Raw genomic sequence first — 14,982 nt, forward strand, 5'->3', positions numbered from 1 at the left:
CGGCATTTCCGCCATCGCGAGCTGGCGGCTCAGTACGTGACGGTCACCGGCGACCGTCCGGCGCGAGGCGCGGTCACCGTCAGCGTCTTCGTCGCCGCGTCCCACTTCCACGCCGACGACGGCGCCCAGCCGTTGCCGACCTTCACCCGGGCGGGCGCCGACGACACCCCGAGGAACTTCACCGTCCACTCGCGCGGGGCCAACCGGAGTGAGCCCTGAGTGGGCGCGACCGTCACCGTGTGCGCGCCGAAGCACTCGTTGTAGGTGATCTTCGTCGTGGCCGAGCGCGCCGACGACGTCCCGTTGTCCTCGTACAGCGAGAACGTCCCCGAGCCACCCGGTGCCACCGTCACCGTCACCCGGTCCAGGGGGTTCTGGACGTCGTTGGCGACGTCCGCCGTCCGGGTGGCCGTGATGCCGCCCGCGCGGAGGAACACCGGCATCGTGCCCAGGTCGGACGTCACCTGCTGGGTCGACCCGCCCTGGTACACCTTGCCCGAGAAGTAGTCCGTCCACTGGCCCGGCGGGAACCACACCGGCGTCGTCGCGGACGTACCCGGCGACGTCACCGGCGCCACCAGCATGTCCGGCCCGTAGAAGTACTCGCTCTGCGCCGCCGCGTACGCGGCCGGGTCGTCCGGGTACTCCAGGTACGTCGGGCGGACCACCGGCACGCCCGACGTCGCCGCTTCCTGGGCCAGTGTGTACGTGTACGGCACCAGGTTCTCGCGCAGGTTCAGGAACTTCGTCGCCGACGCCTTCGCCGCATCGCCGTACTGCCAGGGCAGCCGGTCGCTGTGGTTGCTGTGCAGCCGGTCGATCGGCTGGAACGTGCCGAGCTGCACCCACCGCGCGTACATGTCGTCCGGCAGCTTGGCCGTCTGGTGCTGCTGGCCGCCGGAGGTGTAGGTCTCGCTGCCGCGCAGGCCGGTCGTGTCGTTGTGGCCGCCGATGTCGTGGCTGATCGCCGACATGCCCGTCGCGGCCGACTCCGCCGGCGTGATGCCGACCTCCATCCGCAGCGTGCCCCACGTCGAGGACGTGTCGCCGGTGAAGTGCAGCGTGCTGCGCTTGTCCGCCCACGGCCCGGTCGCCAGCCCCGTCGGGCCGCCGTAGCCGCCGGCCTGCAGCGAGCCGTACGCCCGCGAGATGACGAACCCGCGGCCGGTCGCGGGCGCCGCGAGGTCGGCGTACTGCTGGTTGATCCACGCGTCCGGGGTGACGCCGGGCAGGCTCGAGCGCGAGGCGTCACAGCACCAGTCGAGCCACCAGAAGTCGTTGCCCTGCTGCATCATCCCGGCGTGCAGGTCCAGGTACGCCTTGAGCTGGTCCGGGTCGCCCCAGTCGAAGACGTAGCAGTCGCTGCCGCAGCCGGACTTGGCCAGCTTGCCCTTCGCCGTCGCCTGGGCGCGGGCGAACTGCGGGTCCGAACCCATGATGCTGGGGTGGATGTTGAGGTTGTTGTGCAGCCCCTGGGACTTCGACCAGGCGAAGAACCCGGCCGGGTCGGGGAACTTCGTGGTGTCGAACTGCCAGCCGTTCCAGGTGTCCGGCGCCTTGAAGTCGGTGTCGGTGACCAGGACGTCCAGCGGGACGCCTTCGCTGCGGAACCGCGGCAGGATCCGGTCCCGGTAGTCGGCCGCGGTGCGGTCGATGTACTCGGAGTACCAGACGCCGTAGGCCCAGCGCGGCAGCAGCTGCGGCGGCCCGGTCAGGGTCGCCAGGTCGCGCAAGCCGGCCTTGTAGTCGTGGCCGAAGGCGAAGACATAGCCGTCCTGGTAGGGGTTCCCGCCGTGCGACGGCCGCTGCGTCACCGCGCGCGTGCCGGTGTCGTACAGCGCCGACGGGCTGTCGTCGAGCAGGTACCAGCCGTCCTGGTGCAGCAGGCCTTCGGTGGTCGACGGCGCGCCGTTGTCGCCGTTGACGCCGTCGAGGCCGCGCCGGTAGCCGCCGAGCGCGAGGTGCGGCGGCGGCGCCGTGCCGCCGGCCGGTGTGATCGCGACGGTGTCGATGTTGACGTGGCAGCTGGTGTCGTCGGGGCAGCCGAGGACGACGTCGTTCGTGCCCGCCTTCAGGTCGACCGGCACGGACGCGCTCTTCCACGCATCCCAGCCGTCGGTGACCGGGAGGCTCAGCGTGCGGGTGACGCCGTTCGCGGTGACGGCGGCGGTGCGCGTTTCGTGCCGCCCGTCGCCGCCGGTGCCGTTGGCGTAGCGGACGTGCAGCAGGTAGGAGCCGTCGGCCGGGACGTCGGCCACGCGGTGGGTCAGCGTCGCGTCGCGGTTGAGCTCGGCGACGAAGCCGCGCCCGGCGTACCCGGTGTGGTCGGTCGCCACGACGGCGGAACCCGAGCGCAGGCCGGCTTCGGCCTCGCAGCTCACCCCGGCCGGGCAGCCGGTGAACGCGCGGGCCGACGCGGGCGGGAAGGCCGCCCCGGCGGTCAGCACGGCCAGGCCGTCGAGGTTGACGTCGCCGGAGTCGGCGGCGGTCCGTTCGAGGCGGACGCTGTGGTGGCCCGCACCCAGGGTGACCGGGACCGAGGCCAGGGCCCAGGCGTTCCAGTCGGCCGTCACGGGCAGGGTGAGCTTCTGCGCCGCTCCCCCGTCGACCGAAACGCTCAGCGTGCGCGTGACGTGCTGGCCGTCGCCGCCCTGGCCGTTGGCGTAGCGGGCGGTCAGCGAGTACGTCCCCGCGGCAGGCGCGAGGACGTCGGCCGTCACCGAGTTGCCGGTGCTCTCGAAGCCGGCGAGGAAGCCTTCGCCGGTGTAGCCGGAGTGGTCGGTCGCGACGCCGAGGCCGTCGGCCGTGAGGTCTTCGGCCTCGCACCGCGCCCCGGCCGTGCAGGTCAGGTGGTGCCACGGCGCCGCGAGCACCGGGGTCGCGCCGGCGGTCGTGCGGATCTCGAGGTTGCCGCCGTCGAACGGGCCGGAGTTCAGCCGGTAGGTCAGCGTCGTCGCGCTCGTCCGGATGGTGAGCACGCCGCCGGACGTCGTGCTGGTGTACGACGTCGGCGTGAAGGCACCGCGGCCGACGGCGTTGAAGGTCGCCGCGTCGGTGAACCGGCCGTCGCCGGCGTACTCGGTGCGGATCAGGGTCGGGGACAGCACCTGGAAGCGGGCGTTCCCGGCGGTGACGGTCTGGCGCGCGGGCCCGGCCGCGGCGGGCGCCGCGACGGTCACCCCCGCGGCGGCGACCCCGGCGACGGCGAGCGCACACGCCCGCCGGATGGTTCTCGCGGTTCTGGTCCGCACGGCGGAACTCCGTTCCGGTGAAGGGGACTCGGCGGCGTTACAACGTTGGAAAGCTGAGCACAGCGCCTCCGCCGATGTCCAGACCACCGGCCGGACCTGTCCCGGACAGATCAGCGGCCGGTGACGCCGTCGATCTGTTCCCGCAGGATGTCGGCGTGCCCCGCGTGGCGAGCGGTCTCGCTCGTCATGTGCGCGAGCACCCACCGCAGGGTGTGGAACGTGCCGTCGATCGGCACCGCCAGGGGCGTGTCCGGGTCGCCGGCGACCCGGATCGCCGCGTCGCTCGCCTCGATCGCCGCGCGGTAGCCGGCCAGGACTTCGGGGGCGGTGAGCCCGTCCGGGACGGCCATCCCGACGTCGCCCGGATCCGGGCCGCCCGCCACGTGGTGACCGAACCAGACCTGCTCGGCGACGCTCAGGTGGTGGACGAGCCCGAGCAGCGTGGTGCCCGAGCCCACCAGGACCCGGCGCAGCTGCTCCTCGGTCAGGCCGTCGGTCTTCTTGAGCACGCACTCGCGGGCGAACGACAGGAACGCCGTCGCCGTGTCGAGCTCGCCGCCGTCGTTGCGCGGCACGGGTTTCCGCTGGGTCTCGGGCACGCCGTCGAACTTGGCGCTCAGGCCGAGTCGCGGACCACCAGCCGGGGCTCGAAGATCACCGACTCCGCGCGCAGGTCCGGGTCGGCCATGCGCTCGAGGACCATCCGGGCCATCGCCGCGCCCATCTCCTCGACCGGCTGGCGGACCGTCGTCAGCCGGGGACGGCAGCTCAGCGCGACCCGGCTGTCGTCGAAGCCGACCACCGCCACGTCGTCCGGGACGCGTCTGCCCTCTTCGCGCAGCACCGTCAGCGCGCCGTAGGCCATCAGGTCGTTCGCCACGAAGAGCCCGTCCAGCGCCGGTTCCTCGGCGAGCAGGCGTTCCATCGCCCGTTCGCCGCCCTGCTCGGTGAAGTCGCCCTCGGCGACCGCGACGTACGCGTGGCCGTGGCGGGCCATCGCGTCGCGGAACCCGGCCAGCCGGTCCTGCCCCGCCGGCGTGCCCGGCGGGCCCGCGATCGTGGCGACGCGGTGGCAGCCGCGCGTGACGAGCCTGTCCGCCGCGAGCCGGGCGCCGTCCTGGTGGGCGACGTCGACGTAGCAGACCGGCGCCGGCCGGGCGGGCCGCGCGAACAGCGCCGTCGGGACGCCCGCGTCGGTCAGCATGCGCGGCAGCGGGTCCTCCGCCGGGTGCAGCGAGATCAGCAGCACCCCGTTCACCTGCTCCTGGCGCAGCTTCGGCACCAGCTTCGCGCGCTCTTCGTCGCTGTCGACGAGCATCAGCAGCGGGTGCAGGCCGTGCGGGCGCAGGTGCGCGACCACGCCTTCGACGACCCGGCCGAAGAACGGGTCGCCGAACACGCCGCCGGTGAACGCCTCGACGTGCCGCGCCGGCTCGGACACGACCAGCGCGATGCCGCCGGTGCGCCGGGTGACCAGGGAGCGCGCCGCCCGGTTCGGGACGTACCCGGTGTCCGCGATCGCGCGTTCGACCGTCTCACGCAGCTTCGGGTCGACGTTGCGCACGCTGTTCACCACGCGGGACACCGTGGCGCGCGAGACGCCGGCGACCCGCGCGACGTCCTCCAGGGTGGGCGGCTGCGTCGTCACCCGTCTTTTGTAGCACGCTGTGAGAGCGCTCTCCCAGCGCCGCACCGCTGACAAATGTCACGGGCGGCCGGTGCGGGACGGCACTGCCCCGCGAAGGGCCTCCGCGGCGAGCATTTCCGGCATGATCAGAACCGAAACCGCCGGCTTCCGCCCGGTGCTGCTGCTCACCGGCGCGTACGCCGGGCTGTCCCTGCTCACCCTCGCCGTCATCGTCGTGTTCCGGAACCACCCCGCGATGGTGACCGACGCGGTCTGGGTGCGCGCCACCATCGTCGTCGCCAGTTCGCTGCTGACGTTCAGCTTCGCCCGCAGCGCCGCCCGGGGATCGCGCAAGGGCCTGCTGCGGCTGCGGATCGTCTCGGCGGTGATGCTCGTGGCCATCGCCGTCATCGTCGCGCTGCCCGGGTTGTTCCCGATGTGGCTGCGGATCGAGCAGGCCGCCTGCGGACTGCTGCTGCTCGGGGTCACCGTGCTGGTCAACGGCCGGCGGCTGCGGGCGCGGTAGCGTGCCGTGGTGGACGGGACGAGGGACGTGCAGCGCTGGGTGCGCGGCTGGCGGCTGCGGCTGCTCGACGCGGGCATGCTCGTCTACCCGGCGGTGACGGTGGCGGCCGTGCTGCAGCACTCCACCGGGGCCGCCGCGGTGCTGGGCTGCGTGGTCGTCGCCGCGTTCGCCGCCGCGTACGTGCTCGCCGCGGCCGCCGCGGCACGCCGGGCGGCGCGGCCGTTCTGGCTGCTGGTGGGCGGCTGCGCGGTGCTGTTCGCCGTCGCACTCCCCTTCGCCCACGCCGACGCGTTCTTCCTCGCCGCGGTCGTCCTTTCCCTGGCCGCGCCGCGGCTGCCCCGCCGGGCCGCGGCCGCGCTGGTGGCGGTGTCCGCCGTCGCCGCCGTCGTGCTGCCGTGGTCGGTGCGGCCGTGGCAGAGCGGGCCGGGCTGGACGCAGGCGGTCGCGCTCGTGTTCACCGTCCTGATGGTGTCCGCCTTCGCCGAGGCGATCCGGGCCAACACCGCGCTCGTCGAGGCCCGCGCCGAGGTCGCGCGGCTGGCGTCCGAGGCCGAGCGCGCCCGGATCGCCCGCGACCTGCACGACCTGCTCGGCCACTCCCTCACCGCGATCACGGTGAAGAGCACCCTCGCCCGGCGGCTCGTCACCGCCGAGGCCACCCGCGCGGGTGAAGAGATGTCGGCCGTCGAGACGCTGGCGCGGCAGGCGCTGACCGACGTGCGCGCGGCCGTGTCGGGCTACCGCGAGGTAACGCTGGCGGGCGAACTCGCCCGCGGCCGCGAGCTGCTGCGCGCGTGCGGCGTCGCCGCGGACCTGCCGACGGCCACCGACGTCGTGCCCCCGGAGCGCCAGGAGCTGTTCGGCTGGGTGGTGCGGGAGGGCCTGACGAACGTCGCACGGCACGCCCGCGCGAACCGGTGCGCGGTCACCCTTTCGGCCGCGTCGGTGGAGGTGGCCGACGACGGCGTCGGCGGATCGGCGAGCAACGGCTCGGGCCTCGACGGGCTGCGCGAGCGCGTCGCCGCGGCCGGCGGCAACCTCACGGCCGGTCCGCTGGACCCGCGCGGCTGGCGGCTGCGGGTGACGCTGTGACCATCCGCCTGCTGCTCGCCGACGACCAGGCGCTGGTCCGCGAAGCGTTGTGCGCGCTGCTTTCGCTCGAAGACGACTTCGAGGTGGTGGCCTCGGTCGGCCGGGGCGACGAGGTCGTCGCGGCGGCCCGCGAGCACCGGCCCGACGTGGCGCTGCTCGACATCGAGATGCCGGGCCTGGACGGGCTGGCGGCCGCGGCGGTGCTCACCGCCCAGCTGCCGGACTGCCGCGTCATCATGCTCACGACGTTCGGCCGCGCGGGCTACCTGCGGCGCGCGATGGAGGCGGGCGCGGCGGGGTTCGTGGTGAAGGACGCGCCCGCCGACGCACTGGCCGACGCGATCCGCCGGGTCCGGGCCGGCGAGCGGGTGGTGGACCCGGCGCTGGCGGTCGCGACCCTGGCGGCAGGCGGCTCACCCCTGACCGCCCGCGAACGCGACGTCCTCATCACCGCCCGGACCGGCGCGACGATCGCCGAGATAGCCGGCCGCCTTTACCTGTCGGAGGGAACGGTCCGCAACTACGTCTCGGCGGCGATCACCAAGACGGGCGCGCGCAACCGGGTGGAAGCCGTCCGGATCGCCGACGAGCGCGGCTGGCTGTAGCTCGCGGAGCAGGTCCGCCAGTAGGTTGGAGGCATGCCCGAACCGATCCTGATCTCCATCGCCGCCGCCCTCGCGGCGAAGGGTGCGACCGGACTCTACGAACTGGTCAGACGCAAGTTCGCCAAGAACCCCCCGGCCATCGCGGCCCTGGAGGCGGCAGCGGCGGCCCCGGAGGACAACCGCCCCATCACCGCCCTCGCCGAGCGGCTGTCGGAGGCCCAGGTGGAAGACGCGGAGTTCGCCGAAGCGTTGCGCGAGGAGTGGGAGAAGCTCCCGGAGAGCAGGGTTTCCCGAGGCGACGTGCACAACACGGTGACCGGGAACGTCACGGGCAAGGTCGTGCAGCTGCGGGACGTGCACGGCAACATCAACCTCTGACCCCGTGGAGGACGACCTGCCCCGGCGGTCCGGCGTTGGCTGAAAGCCCGGACCGAGACCGCGGGGGCACTCAACCCAGCCGGGCCTCGGCGGCCGCCCAGTCCTCACGACCCGATGGCTCGTAACGGCGGATCTCCTGCGTCTCGCGTACCAGCTCACGCATCGCCGCCAGGTCCGGGAGGTCCTCCCCCAACGCCCGGGCCTGGACCAGCACGTTCCCCAGCGCCGCCGCCTCCACCGGGCCCGCCAGCACCGGCACCCCGCACGCGTCCGCCGTCGATTGGCACAACAGCTCGTTGCGCGCTCCGCCGCCGACCAGGTGGATGACGTCGACCGGACGGCCCGTGATGCGGGCCGCCGCTTGGATCGTGCGGCGGTGGGCCAAGGCCAGGCTGTCCACGATGCAGCGGACCACCGCCGCACGATCCGATGGTGGGCGCTGGCCCGTTGCCCGGCAGGCCGCCGACAGACGGGCCGGCATGTCACCCGGCGGGAGGAACTCGGGGGCGTCGATGTCCACCACCGCGGCCAGCGGGGGCGCCGAAGCCGCGGCGGCGAGCAGCGCAGGCAGGTCCGGCGTCGACCACGTGCGCAGCGTTTCCGACAGCACCCACAGGCCCATCACGTTGCGCAGGAAGCGGATCGTGCCGTCGACGCCGCCCTCGTTCGTGAAGTTCGCCGCCAACGCCTCATCGGTCAAGACCGGCGCGGGCAGTTCGAGGCCGGCCAACGACCACGTGCCCGACGAGATGTACGCGAAGTTCGTCCCGGGGGCCGCCGGGACCGCCACCACCGCCGACGCCGTGTCGTGGGAACCCACCGCCACCACCGGGATGCCGCCCAGTTCGTCCGCCGTGCCCACCACCATGCCCGGGTCGCGCAACGGCGGCAGCAGCCGGGGCGGGATCCCGACGCGAGACGCGAGTGAGGTGGCCCAAGACTGCGTGCGGACGTCGTACAGCTGAGTGGTCGACGCGTTCGTGCGCTCCGCGCCGATCGAGCCCGTGAGCCAGTAGTTCAGCAAGTCGGGGATGAGCAGCATGGTCGAAGCAGCCGAGAGGCGGTCACCTTCGGAGACCAGCTGGTACAGCGTGTTGAACGGCAGCTGCTGCAGGCCCGTCACGTCGTAGAGCGAACGTGCGGAGACCAGCGCGGAAACCGATGCGGGCACGCCGTCGGTGCGCGAGTCGCGGTAGTGGACGGGGTTGCCGAGCAGCGCGCCTCGGTCGTCCAGCAACCCGTAGTCGACGGCCCAGGAGTCGATGCCGACGCCGTCCAGGCGGCCCGCTTCGCGGATGCCGGCCAGGGTTTCGCGGTACAGGCCCAGGATGTCCCAGTACAGCGCCGGTCCGGCGCGGACGCCGCCGTTCGGGAAGCGGCGGATCTCCTCGACCGTCAGGACCGACGGGCCGGCCGTTCCGGCCATCACCCGCCCGCTGGACGCGCCGAGGTCGACCGCCGCGACTCGCTTCACGGACGCACCACCGTCAGCTCCAGGCCGAGGAGGTCCGCGACCGCCGTCAGTTCCGCCACGCGGTGGCCGGTGCCGAGCGCCCAGTGGTGGGCGATGCCGCTGGCCGACCAGGCGTCCGTCCACTCCCCCGGGTCACAGCCGAAGTCGACGCGGGACGTCGTGTTGCCGATGCGCAGCAGCGGCCCCGGCACCACCGTGCCCTCGGACGCGATCAGCGTGAACGTCCCGTCCCGGCGCTGGCCCAGCCCGCACAGCGTCACCGGCCCGTGCTTGACGTCGAACTCCACCGACACGCCCCAGCCGCGCTTGCCGTGGTAGACGCCCAGGCCGCGCAGCAGCGGCTTGCGGGCGCTGATCCCGAGGTGCGCCGGGCCGTCGTGGCCCATCTCGACCACGCCGTCACGGAAGTTGAGCGCCTGCAGCTCGGTGAACGAGCCGCCGGCGCCGAGCCGGTCCATGACCAGCATGGCCAGCGACGTGCGCAGCTCGTACTCGCCGACCGCCGGGATGCCGCGGGCGGTGAGCAGGGACGCGCCGAGGATGAACCCGGCGCCGACGCGTTCGTGCGTCTCGCCGTCCAGGCCGCGGTGGTAGTAGGCCAGCGAGTCGAGGGAGAAGTCCGCGACGAGCCGGTCCAGGGCCACCGAAACCCGGGCACCCCAGGCGAAGTCTTCGTCCACAACGGACTCGTCCACGGTGAACACTTCGCGGGCGAGCTCGACGCGCGCGGCGGTTTCGGCGTCGGTGACCTTCTCCACGCGCACCCGCAGGTCGTCGACCTCGAGGATCTCGACGTGCCCGCCCAGCTGGGCCGACACCAGCGTCGGGTCGGTGGCGACGTCCATCATGCCCGGGTAGAGGTGCCCGAGCAGGCCGTGGCGGCCGTGCCGCAGCGCCGCGCGGACACCGGCCGCCTTGATCCAGCCGGAGATCCGCGTCCACGCGCGCTCGTCCTCGAGGTACCCGGACACCGAGCGGAACTCGACACCGAGACGGCGGAACGCGTTGGCCATCTCCGGCAGCGGACACGCGCCGCAGTAGGCCAGCCACGCGCCGGTGTCGAAGGACTCGTGGTCCATCGCTTCGGTGGGCTGCAGGTTCAGCAGCAGCACCGGCGCGCCCGAACGCTGCGCGACCGGCGCCAGCATGCTGGACGTCAGGTACGTCGTGAGGAAGCCGACGATCAGGTCGCACCCGGCCACCCGCAGCTTCTCCGCCGCGGCCGCGCCTTCCTGAGCGTCCGAGACGAACCCGGCGTCGATCACCTCGCAGTCCAGTTCGGACAGTCGCGAAGAGACTCGCCGCGCCGAAGCCTCCAGCTGGGGCAACAGCGAAGGGAACTGCGGCCAGTACGCGCCGAGCCCGCCGGAGACCAGGCCGACTCGGGTGCGGCGCGGGGTGATGCGGTCGAGCGTCATGGTTCTCCTAACGCAGGAACGCGGCGGCCACGCCGGCGTCCACCGGGACGTGCAGGCCGGTGGTGTGGGTCAGCTCGCCACCGGTCAGCGCGAACACGGCGGAGGCGACGTGCTCGGGCAGCACCTCGCGCTTGAGGATGGTGCGCTGGGCGTAGAACTCGCCGAGCTTCTCCTCCGGCACGCCGTAGACGGCCGCGCGCTGGGCACCCCAGCCGCCGGCGAAGATGCCGGAGCCCTGGACGACGCCGTCGGGGTTGACACCGTTGACGCGGATGCCGTGCGTCCCCAGCTCGGCGGCCAGCAGCCGGACCTGGTGGGCCTGGTCGGCCTTCGCGGCTCCGTAGGCGACGTTGTTCGGACCCGCGAACACCGAGTTCTTCGACGAGATGTAGACGATGTCGCCGCCGATGCCCTGGTCGACCATGGCCTTGGCCGCCGCGCGGGCGACCAGGAACGAGCCCTTGGCCATGACGTCGTGCTGCAGGTCCCAGTCGCGTTCGGTGGTTTCCAGCAGCGGCTTCGAGATCGACAGTCCGGCGTTGTTGACGACCAGGTCGATGCCGCCGAAGGCGAGCACGGTTGCGTCCACAGCGGACTGCACGGCCTCGGCGTCGGTGACGTCGGCGAGCACCGCGACCGCCTTGTCCGCGTTCCCGATTCCGGACGCCACCTCGGTGGCAGCGTCCAGGTTCAGGTCGGCGATCGCCACGCACGCACCTTCGGCGGCCAGCCGCTGCGCGATGGCCTTGCCGATGCCCGACCCCGCCCCGGTGACCAGGGCGATCCGGCCGGCGAGGGGTTTGGGCTTCGGCATCCGCTGCAGCTTCGCCTCTTCGAGGGCCCAGTACTCGATCCGGAACTTCTCGCTTTCCGGGATCGGCGCGTAGGTCGAGACGGCTTCGGCGCCGCGCATGACGTTGATGGCGTTGACGTAGAACTCCCCCGCCACCCGCGCGGTCTGCTTGTCCTTGCCGAAGGAGAACATCCCGACGCCGGGGACGAGCACGATCGCCGGGTCGGCGCCCCGCATCGCGGGCGAATCGGCGTCGGCGTGCCGCTCGTAGTATGCGGCATACTCCGAACGGTATTCGGTATGCAATTCCTTCAGCCGCGCGACGACGTCCTCGACGGGCGCGGTCGCCGGGAGGTCCACCACGAGGGGGCGGACCTTGGTGCGCAGGAAGTGGTCCGGGCACGACGTACCCAGCGCGGCCAGCGGCTGCAGCTTCTCCCGGGACAGAAACTCCAGGACCGCCTCACTGTCGGTGTAGTGCCCCACCACCCGCTGATCGGTGGCCGCCAGGCCGCGGATCACCGGCGCCAGAGCCGCGGCGCGCGCCCGGCGCTCGGGCTCGGGCAGGGCTTCGAAACCCGGGACGACCGGGCCGAACGGCTCCGGAGCACCCCGGGAGGCGAGGAACTCCTCGGCCGTCCGGATGATCTCCAGGGAGTTGCGCTGACACTCCTCCGAGGTCGCACCCCACGCCGTGATGCCGTGCCCGCCGAGGATCACGCCGATGGCCTGCGGGTTGGCCGCCTTGACCGCGGCGATGTCCAGTCCCAGCTGGAACCCGGGCCGCCGCCAGTCCACCCACGCCACGCGGTCGCCGAAGCACTCCTTGGTCAACGCCGGGCCGTCGGCCGCCGTGGCCAGCGCGATGCCCGAGTCCGGGTGCAGGTGGTCGACGTGCGGGGCTTCGACGAGACCGTGCATCGCCGTGTCGATGGACGGCGCCGCCCCGCCCCGGCCGTGCAGGCAGTAGTCGAACGCGGCGACCATCTCGTCCTCGCGCTCGACACCCGGGTAGACGTCGGCCAGGGCACGCAGCCGGTCCAGCCGCAGCACCGCCAGGCCGGCCTCGGTCAGCGTGCCGAGGTCGCCGCCGGAGCCCTTGACCCACAGGACGTCGGCAGGCGAACCGGTGACCGGGTCGGTCACCGACCCCTTGGCGGAGGTGTTGCCGCCGGCGTAGTTGGTGTTGCGCGGGTCGGCCCCGAGCGCGTTGCTGCGCGCGATGAGCTGCTCCGGCACGGTCATCCTCATGCTCCCCATCCGGCCTGCGTGCCGCTGGCGCGCTCGGCCACGATCTTTTCCTGGTACCCGCTGCGGGCATACGCCGCGATCGGGTCCGGGTCGAGCCCGGCGTCCGTCCGCAGCTCGGCCAGCAGCGGCCGGACGTCGGTGTTGTAGGCGTCCATCAGCACGGCGTTCGCGGCGAGCACATCACCGGCCTGCTGGGCCGAGCGCAACGCGTCCCGGTCGACCAGCAATGCCTTCGCGGTGGCCTCCTGGACGTTCATCACCGACCGGATGATCGCCGGGATCTTCGCCTCGATGTTGTGGCACTGGTCGAGCATGAAGGCGATGCCGTACGCAGGATCCAACGCGTCGGCGCGGACGATCTCGTACATGATCCGGAACAGCTGGAACGGGTCCGCGGCCCCGACCATCAGGTCGTCGTCGGCGTAGAAGCGCGAGTTGAAGTCGAACGCGCCCAGCTTCCCGGCCCGCAGCAGGAACGCGACGATGAACTCGATGTTCGTCCCGGGCGCGTGGTGGCCGGTGTCGATGCACACCGTGGCCCGCTCGCCCAGCTCGATGCAGTGGGCGTAGGACGTGCCCCAGTCCGGCACGTCGGTGGCGTAGAAGGCGGGCTCGAACAGCTTGTACTCCAGCAGCATGCGCTGGTCCGGGCCCAGCCGGTCGTACGTCTCGCGCAGCGCCGCCGCCAGCCGGTCCTGCCGGTCGCGGATGTCGTCCTGGCCCGGGTAGTTGATGCCGTCGGAGAACCACAGCTTCAGGTCGCGCGAACCCGTCGCGTCCATGATGTCGACGGCTTCCAGGAGGTGGTCGGTCGCCTTGCGGCGGATGCCCGGATCCGGGTTGGTGACCGAACCGAGCTTGTAGTCCTCGTCCTGGAAGACGTTCGTGTTGATCGCGCCGATCTCGACACCTAGGTCACGCGCGTACGCGGTCAGGGCGCCGTAGTCGTCGACCTTGTCCCACGGGATGTGCAGCGCCACGCTCGGCGCCACCCCGGTGAGCCGGTGCACCACCGCGGCGTCGGCGATCTTCTCCTCCGGCGTCCGCGGGACACCGGGCTGCGGGAACACCTTGAACCGGGTGCCCGAGTTCGCGTACGCCCACGACGGCGTCTCGATGCGCTGGGCCCGCAGGGCCGCTTTGACCGCGGTCGAATCACCCATGGCGATCATCGTCCTTCCCAGACGTCGAGGTGGAAGACCTCGTCGAGCAGCTGGAACCCTTCGTCCGGCGGGCGGGAGTCCAGGCCGGTGAAGAACTCCGCCATTTCCGCCTGCCAGCGGGTGTTGACGTCGGTCTCCGCCATGGCGGCCTGTGCGGCTTCGAGGTCGTCCGCCTCGACGTACCCGATCAGCAGGCCGTCGTCGCGGAGGAACAGCGAATAGTTCCGCCAGCCGGTGTCGTGCAGGGCCTGCTGCATCTCGGGCCACACCGCTCGGTGGCGCTCGGTGTACTCGGCCAGCCGGTCGGGCTTGACCTGGAGGGAGAAGCAGTACCGTGGCATCAGAAGTTGAACTTGTCGATGTTGTTCGCGTCGAAGGTCGTCGGCGGGCCGAGCACGATCTCGCCGTTCTCGCCGATCGTGTAGTCGCCGAGCTTGCCCGCCTTGAACTTCTCGCCCTGCTTGCCGGTGATCTGGCCGGACTTGAGCGCGACGCCGGCGTAGGCGGCGAGGTAGCCGATGTCGGCCGGGTTCCACAGCGCGAACTGCTTCACGGTGCCGTCCTTGACGAAGGCGCGCATCTGGTTGGGCGTGCCGAGCCCGGTCACCGCGACCTTGCCCTTGTAGCTGGACGAGCTGACGTACCGCGCGGCGGCCGCGATGCCCACGGTGGTCGGCGACACGATCACCTTGAGGTTCGGGAACGACTGCAGCAGGCCCTGGGCCTCCTGGAAAGACTTCTGGTCGTCGTCGTTGCCGTAGGCGATCTTGTCCAGCTTCAGGTTCGCGTACTCCGGCTTGGCCAGTTCCTTCTTGAGGACGTCGATCCAGGCGTTCTGGTTGGTGGCGTTCGGCGTCGCCGAGAGGACCGCGATCTCGCCGGACCCGCCGGAGAGGTCCTTGGCCTGCTTGGCCAGCGCCTCGCCGATGCCCTGGGTGGTGGCCTGGTTGATGAAGACGTCGCGGCAGTCCTTCGCGGCGTCGGAGTCGAACGCGACGACCTTGATGCCGGCGCCGCGGGCCTGGTTGAGCGACGGGCACACCGCGTTCGGGTCGTTCGCGGCGATGCCGATGACGTCCTGCTGCTGCTGGATCAGCGTGTTGATGTAGCTGACCTGCGACGACGCGCTCGCGTCGTTGGGGCCGACCAGCTTGTACTCGCCCTTCAGCTCGCCCAGGGCCGCCTTGCCGCCGCTGACCTCGATGTCGCTGTAGGGGTTGTTGAGCTGCTTGGGCAGGAACGCCATCTTGACGCCGGTCGCGGCCGCGGCGTTCGGGTTGGCCGCGGCGGTGGACTGCTGCGCGCCGGAGCCGGCGTTGTCGTTCTTGGTCGTGCCGCTGCACGCGGCCAGGACCAGCACCAGCCCGGCCGACACTGCGCCGGTGAGGAACCGTCGGGACATCT

General features: G+C 72.2%; 13 protein-coding genes. 4 read left to right on the plus strand and 9 right to left on the minus strand.

Features of this window, described 5'->3' with window-relative positions; genetic code table 11:
* Positions 1 to 29: 29 nt before the first annotated feature.
* The 3 genes from AB0M93_RS06370 to AB0M93_RS06380 form a co-directional block, all read right to left on the minus strand.
* On the minus strand, positions 30 to 3,251 hold the full coding sequence (locus AB0M93_RS06370) for a TIM-barrel domain-containing protein (RefSeq protein ID WP_364269058.1): 3,222 nt from the start codon (positions 3,249 to 3,251) through the stop codon (positions 30 to 32).
* A gap of 110 nt (positions 3,252 to 3,361) precedes the next feature.
* Complete coding sequence (locus AB0M93_RS06375) at positions 3,362 to 3,850, minus strand: DinB family protein (RefSeq protein WP_364269060.1); 489 nt, start codon at positions 3,848 to 3,850, stop codon at positions 3,362 to 3,364.
* Between the two features lie 17 nt (positions 3,851 to 3,867).
* On the minus strand, positions 3,868 to 4,899 hold the full coding sequence (locus AB0M93_RS06380) for a LacI family DNA-binding transcriptional regulator (protein ID WP_364269062.1): 1,032 nt from the start codon (positions 4,897 to 4,899) through the stop codon (positions 3,868 to 3,870).
* A gap of 121 nt (positions 4,900 to 5,020) precedes the next feature.
* Between AB0M93_RS06380 and AB0M93_RS06385 the strand changes: the two genes are divergently transcribed.
* Genes AB0M93_RS06385 through AB0M93_RS06400 form a run of 4 tightly spaced genes read left to right on the plus strand, consistent with a single transcriptional unit; the run spans position 5,021 to position 7,479 of the window.
* Positions 5,021 to 5,404 carry a hypothetical protein gene (locus AB0M93_RS06385; protein ID WP_364269064.1) on the plus strand — a complete coding sequence of 128 codons (384 nt, stop codon included), beginning with the start codon at positions 5,021 to 5,023 and terminating at the stop codon, positions 5,402 to 5,404.
* Positions 5,405 to 5,413: 9 nt separating this feature from the next.
* The gene (locus AB0M93_RS06390; RefSeq protein ID WP_364269066.1) at positions 5,414 to 6,496 is read left to right on the plus strand and encodes a sensor histidine kinase; all 1,083 of its coding nucleotides are present in this window, start codon (positions 5,414 to 5,416) and stop codon (positions 6,494 to 6,496) included.
* Complete coding sequence (locus AB0M93_RS06395; protein ID WP_364269067.1) at positions 6,493 to 7,101, plus strand: response regulator transcription factor; 609 nt, start codon at positions 6,493 to 6,495, stop codon at positions 7,099 to 7,101. Before AB0M93_RS06390 ends, AB0M93_RS06395 begins: the two co-directional genes overlap by 4 nt.
* A 33-nt stretch (positions 7,102 to 7,134) precedes the next feature.
* Positions 7,135 to 7,479, plus strand: a complete 345-nt coding sequence (locus AB0M93_RS06400) for a hypothetical protein (protein WP_364269069.1) — start codon at positions 7,135 to 7,137, stop codon at positions 7,477 to 7,479.
* A gap of 70 nt (positions 7,480 to 7,549) precedes the next feature.
* On the opposite strand, the gene AB0M93_RS06405 is transcribed toward AB0M93_RS06400, so the two are convergent.
* Genes AB0M93_RS06405 through rhaS form a run of 6 tightly spaced genes read right to left on the minus strand, consistent with a single transcriptional unit; the run spans position 7,550 to position 14,980 of the window.
* Positions 7,550 to 8,905, minus strand: coding sequence for a rhamnulokinase family protein (locus AB0M93_RS06405; protein ID WP_364270642.1), 1,356 nt, complete (start codon positions 8,903 to 8,905; stop codon positions 7,550 to 7,552).
* Between the two features lie 44 nt (positions 8,906 to 8,949).
* Positions 8,950 to 10,371: an L-fucose/L-arabinose isomerase family protein gene (locus AB0M93_RS06410; protein WP_364269071.1), complete on the minus strand. Its 1,422-nt coding sequence runs from the start codon at positions 10,369 to 10,371 to the stop codon at positions 8,950 to 8,952.
* A gap of 7 nt (positions 10,372 to 10,378) precedes the next feature.
* Complete coding sequence (locus AB0M93_RS06415; protein ID WP_364269073.1) at positions 10,379 to 12,409, minus strand: bifunctional aldolase/short-chain dehydrogenase; 2,031 nt, start codon at positions 12,407 to 12,409, stop codon at positions 10,379 to 10,381.
* Between the two features lie 2 nt (positions 12,410 to 12,411).
* Positions 12,412 to 13,587, minus strand: coding sequence for an L-rhamnose isomerase (gene rhaI / locus AB0M93_RS06420; protein WP_364269075.1), 1,176 nt, complete (start codon positions 13,585 to 13,587; stop codon positions 12,412 to 12,414).
* Complete coding sequence (locus AB0M93_RS06425) at positions 13,584 to 13,919, minus strand: L-rhamnose mutarotase (RefSeq protein WP_364269077.1); 336 nt, start codon at positions 13,917 to 13,919, stop codon at positions 13,584 to 13,586. Before AB0M93_RS06425 ends, rhaI begins: the two co-directional genes overlap by 4 nt.
* A complete protein-coding gene (gene rhaS / locus AB0M93_RS06430) occupies positions 13,919 to 14,980 on the minus strand; it encodes a rhamnose ABC transporter substrate-binding protein (RefSeq protein ID WP_364269079.1) in 1,062 nt (353 codons plus the stop codon). The genes AB0M93_RS06425 and rhaS overlap by 1 nt, the downstream gene beginning before the upstream one ends.
* Positions 14,981 to 14,982: the final 2 nt, after the last annotated feature.

The organism is Amycolatopsis sp. NPDC051102 (assembly GCF_040682815.1).
In the GTDB taxonomy this organism is placed as follows: domain Bacteria; phylum Actinomycetota; class Actinomycetes; order Mycobacteriales; family Pseudonocardiaceae; genus Amycolatopsis.

Coding starts and splice junctions, on each gene's coding strand:
- AB0M93_RS06385 (WP_364269064.1), top strand. CDS start 5,021: ATGATCAGAACCGAAACCGCCGGCTTCCGCCCGGTGCTGCTGCTCACC.
- AB0M93_RS06400 (WP_364269069.1), top strand. CDS start 7,135: ATGCCCGAACCGATCCTGATCTCCATCGCCGCCGCCCTCGCGGCGAAG.
- AB0M93_RS06405 (WP_364270642.1), bottom strand. CDS start 8,905: ATGGCCGGAACGGCCGGCCCGTCGGTCCTGACGGTCGAGGAGATCCGC.
- AB0M93_RS06410 (WP_364269071.1), bottom strand. CDS start 10,371: ATGACGCTCGACCGCATCACCCCGCGCCGCACCCGAGTCGGCCTGGTC.
- AB0M93_RS06415 (WP_364269073.1), bottom strand. CDS start 12,409: ATGACCGTGCCGGAGCAGCTCATCGCGCGCAGCAACGCGCTCGGGGCC.
- rhaI (WP_364269075.1), bottom strand. CDS start 13,587: ATGATCGCCATGGGTGATTCGACCGCGGTCAAAGCGGCCCTGCGGGCC.
- AB0M93_RS06425 (WP_364269077.1), bottom strand. CDS start 13,919: ATGCCACGGTACTGCTTCTCCCTCCAGGTCAAGCCCGACCGGCTGGCC.
- rhaS (WP_364269079.1), bottom strand. CDS start 14,980: ATGTCCCGACGGTTCCTCACCGGCGCAGTGTCGGCCGGGCTGGTGCTG.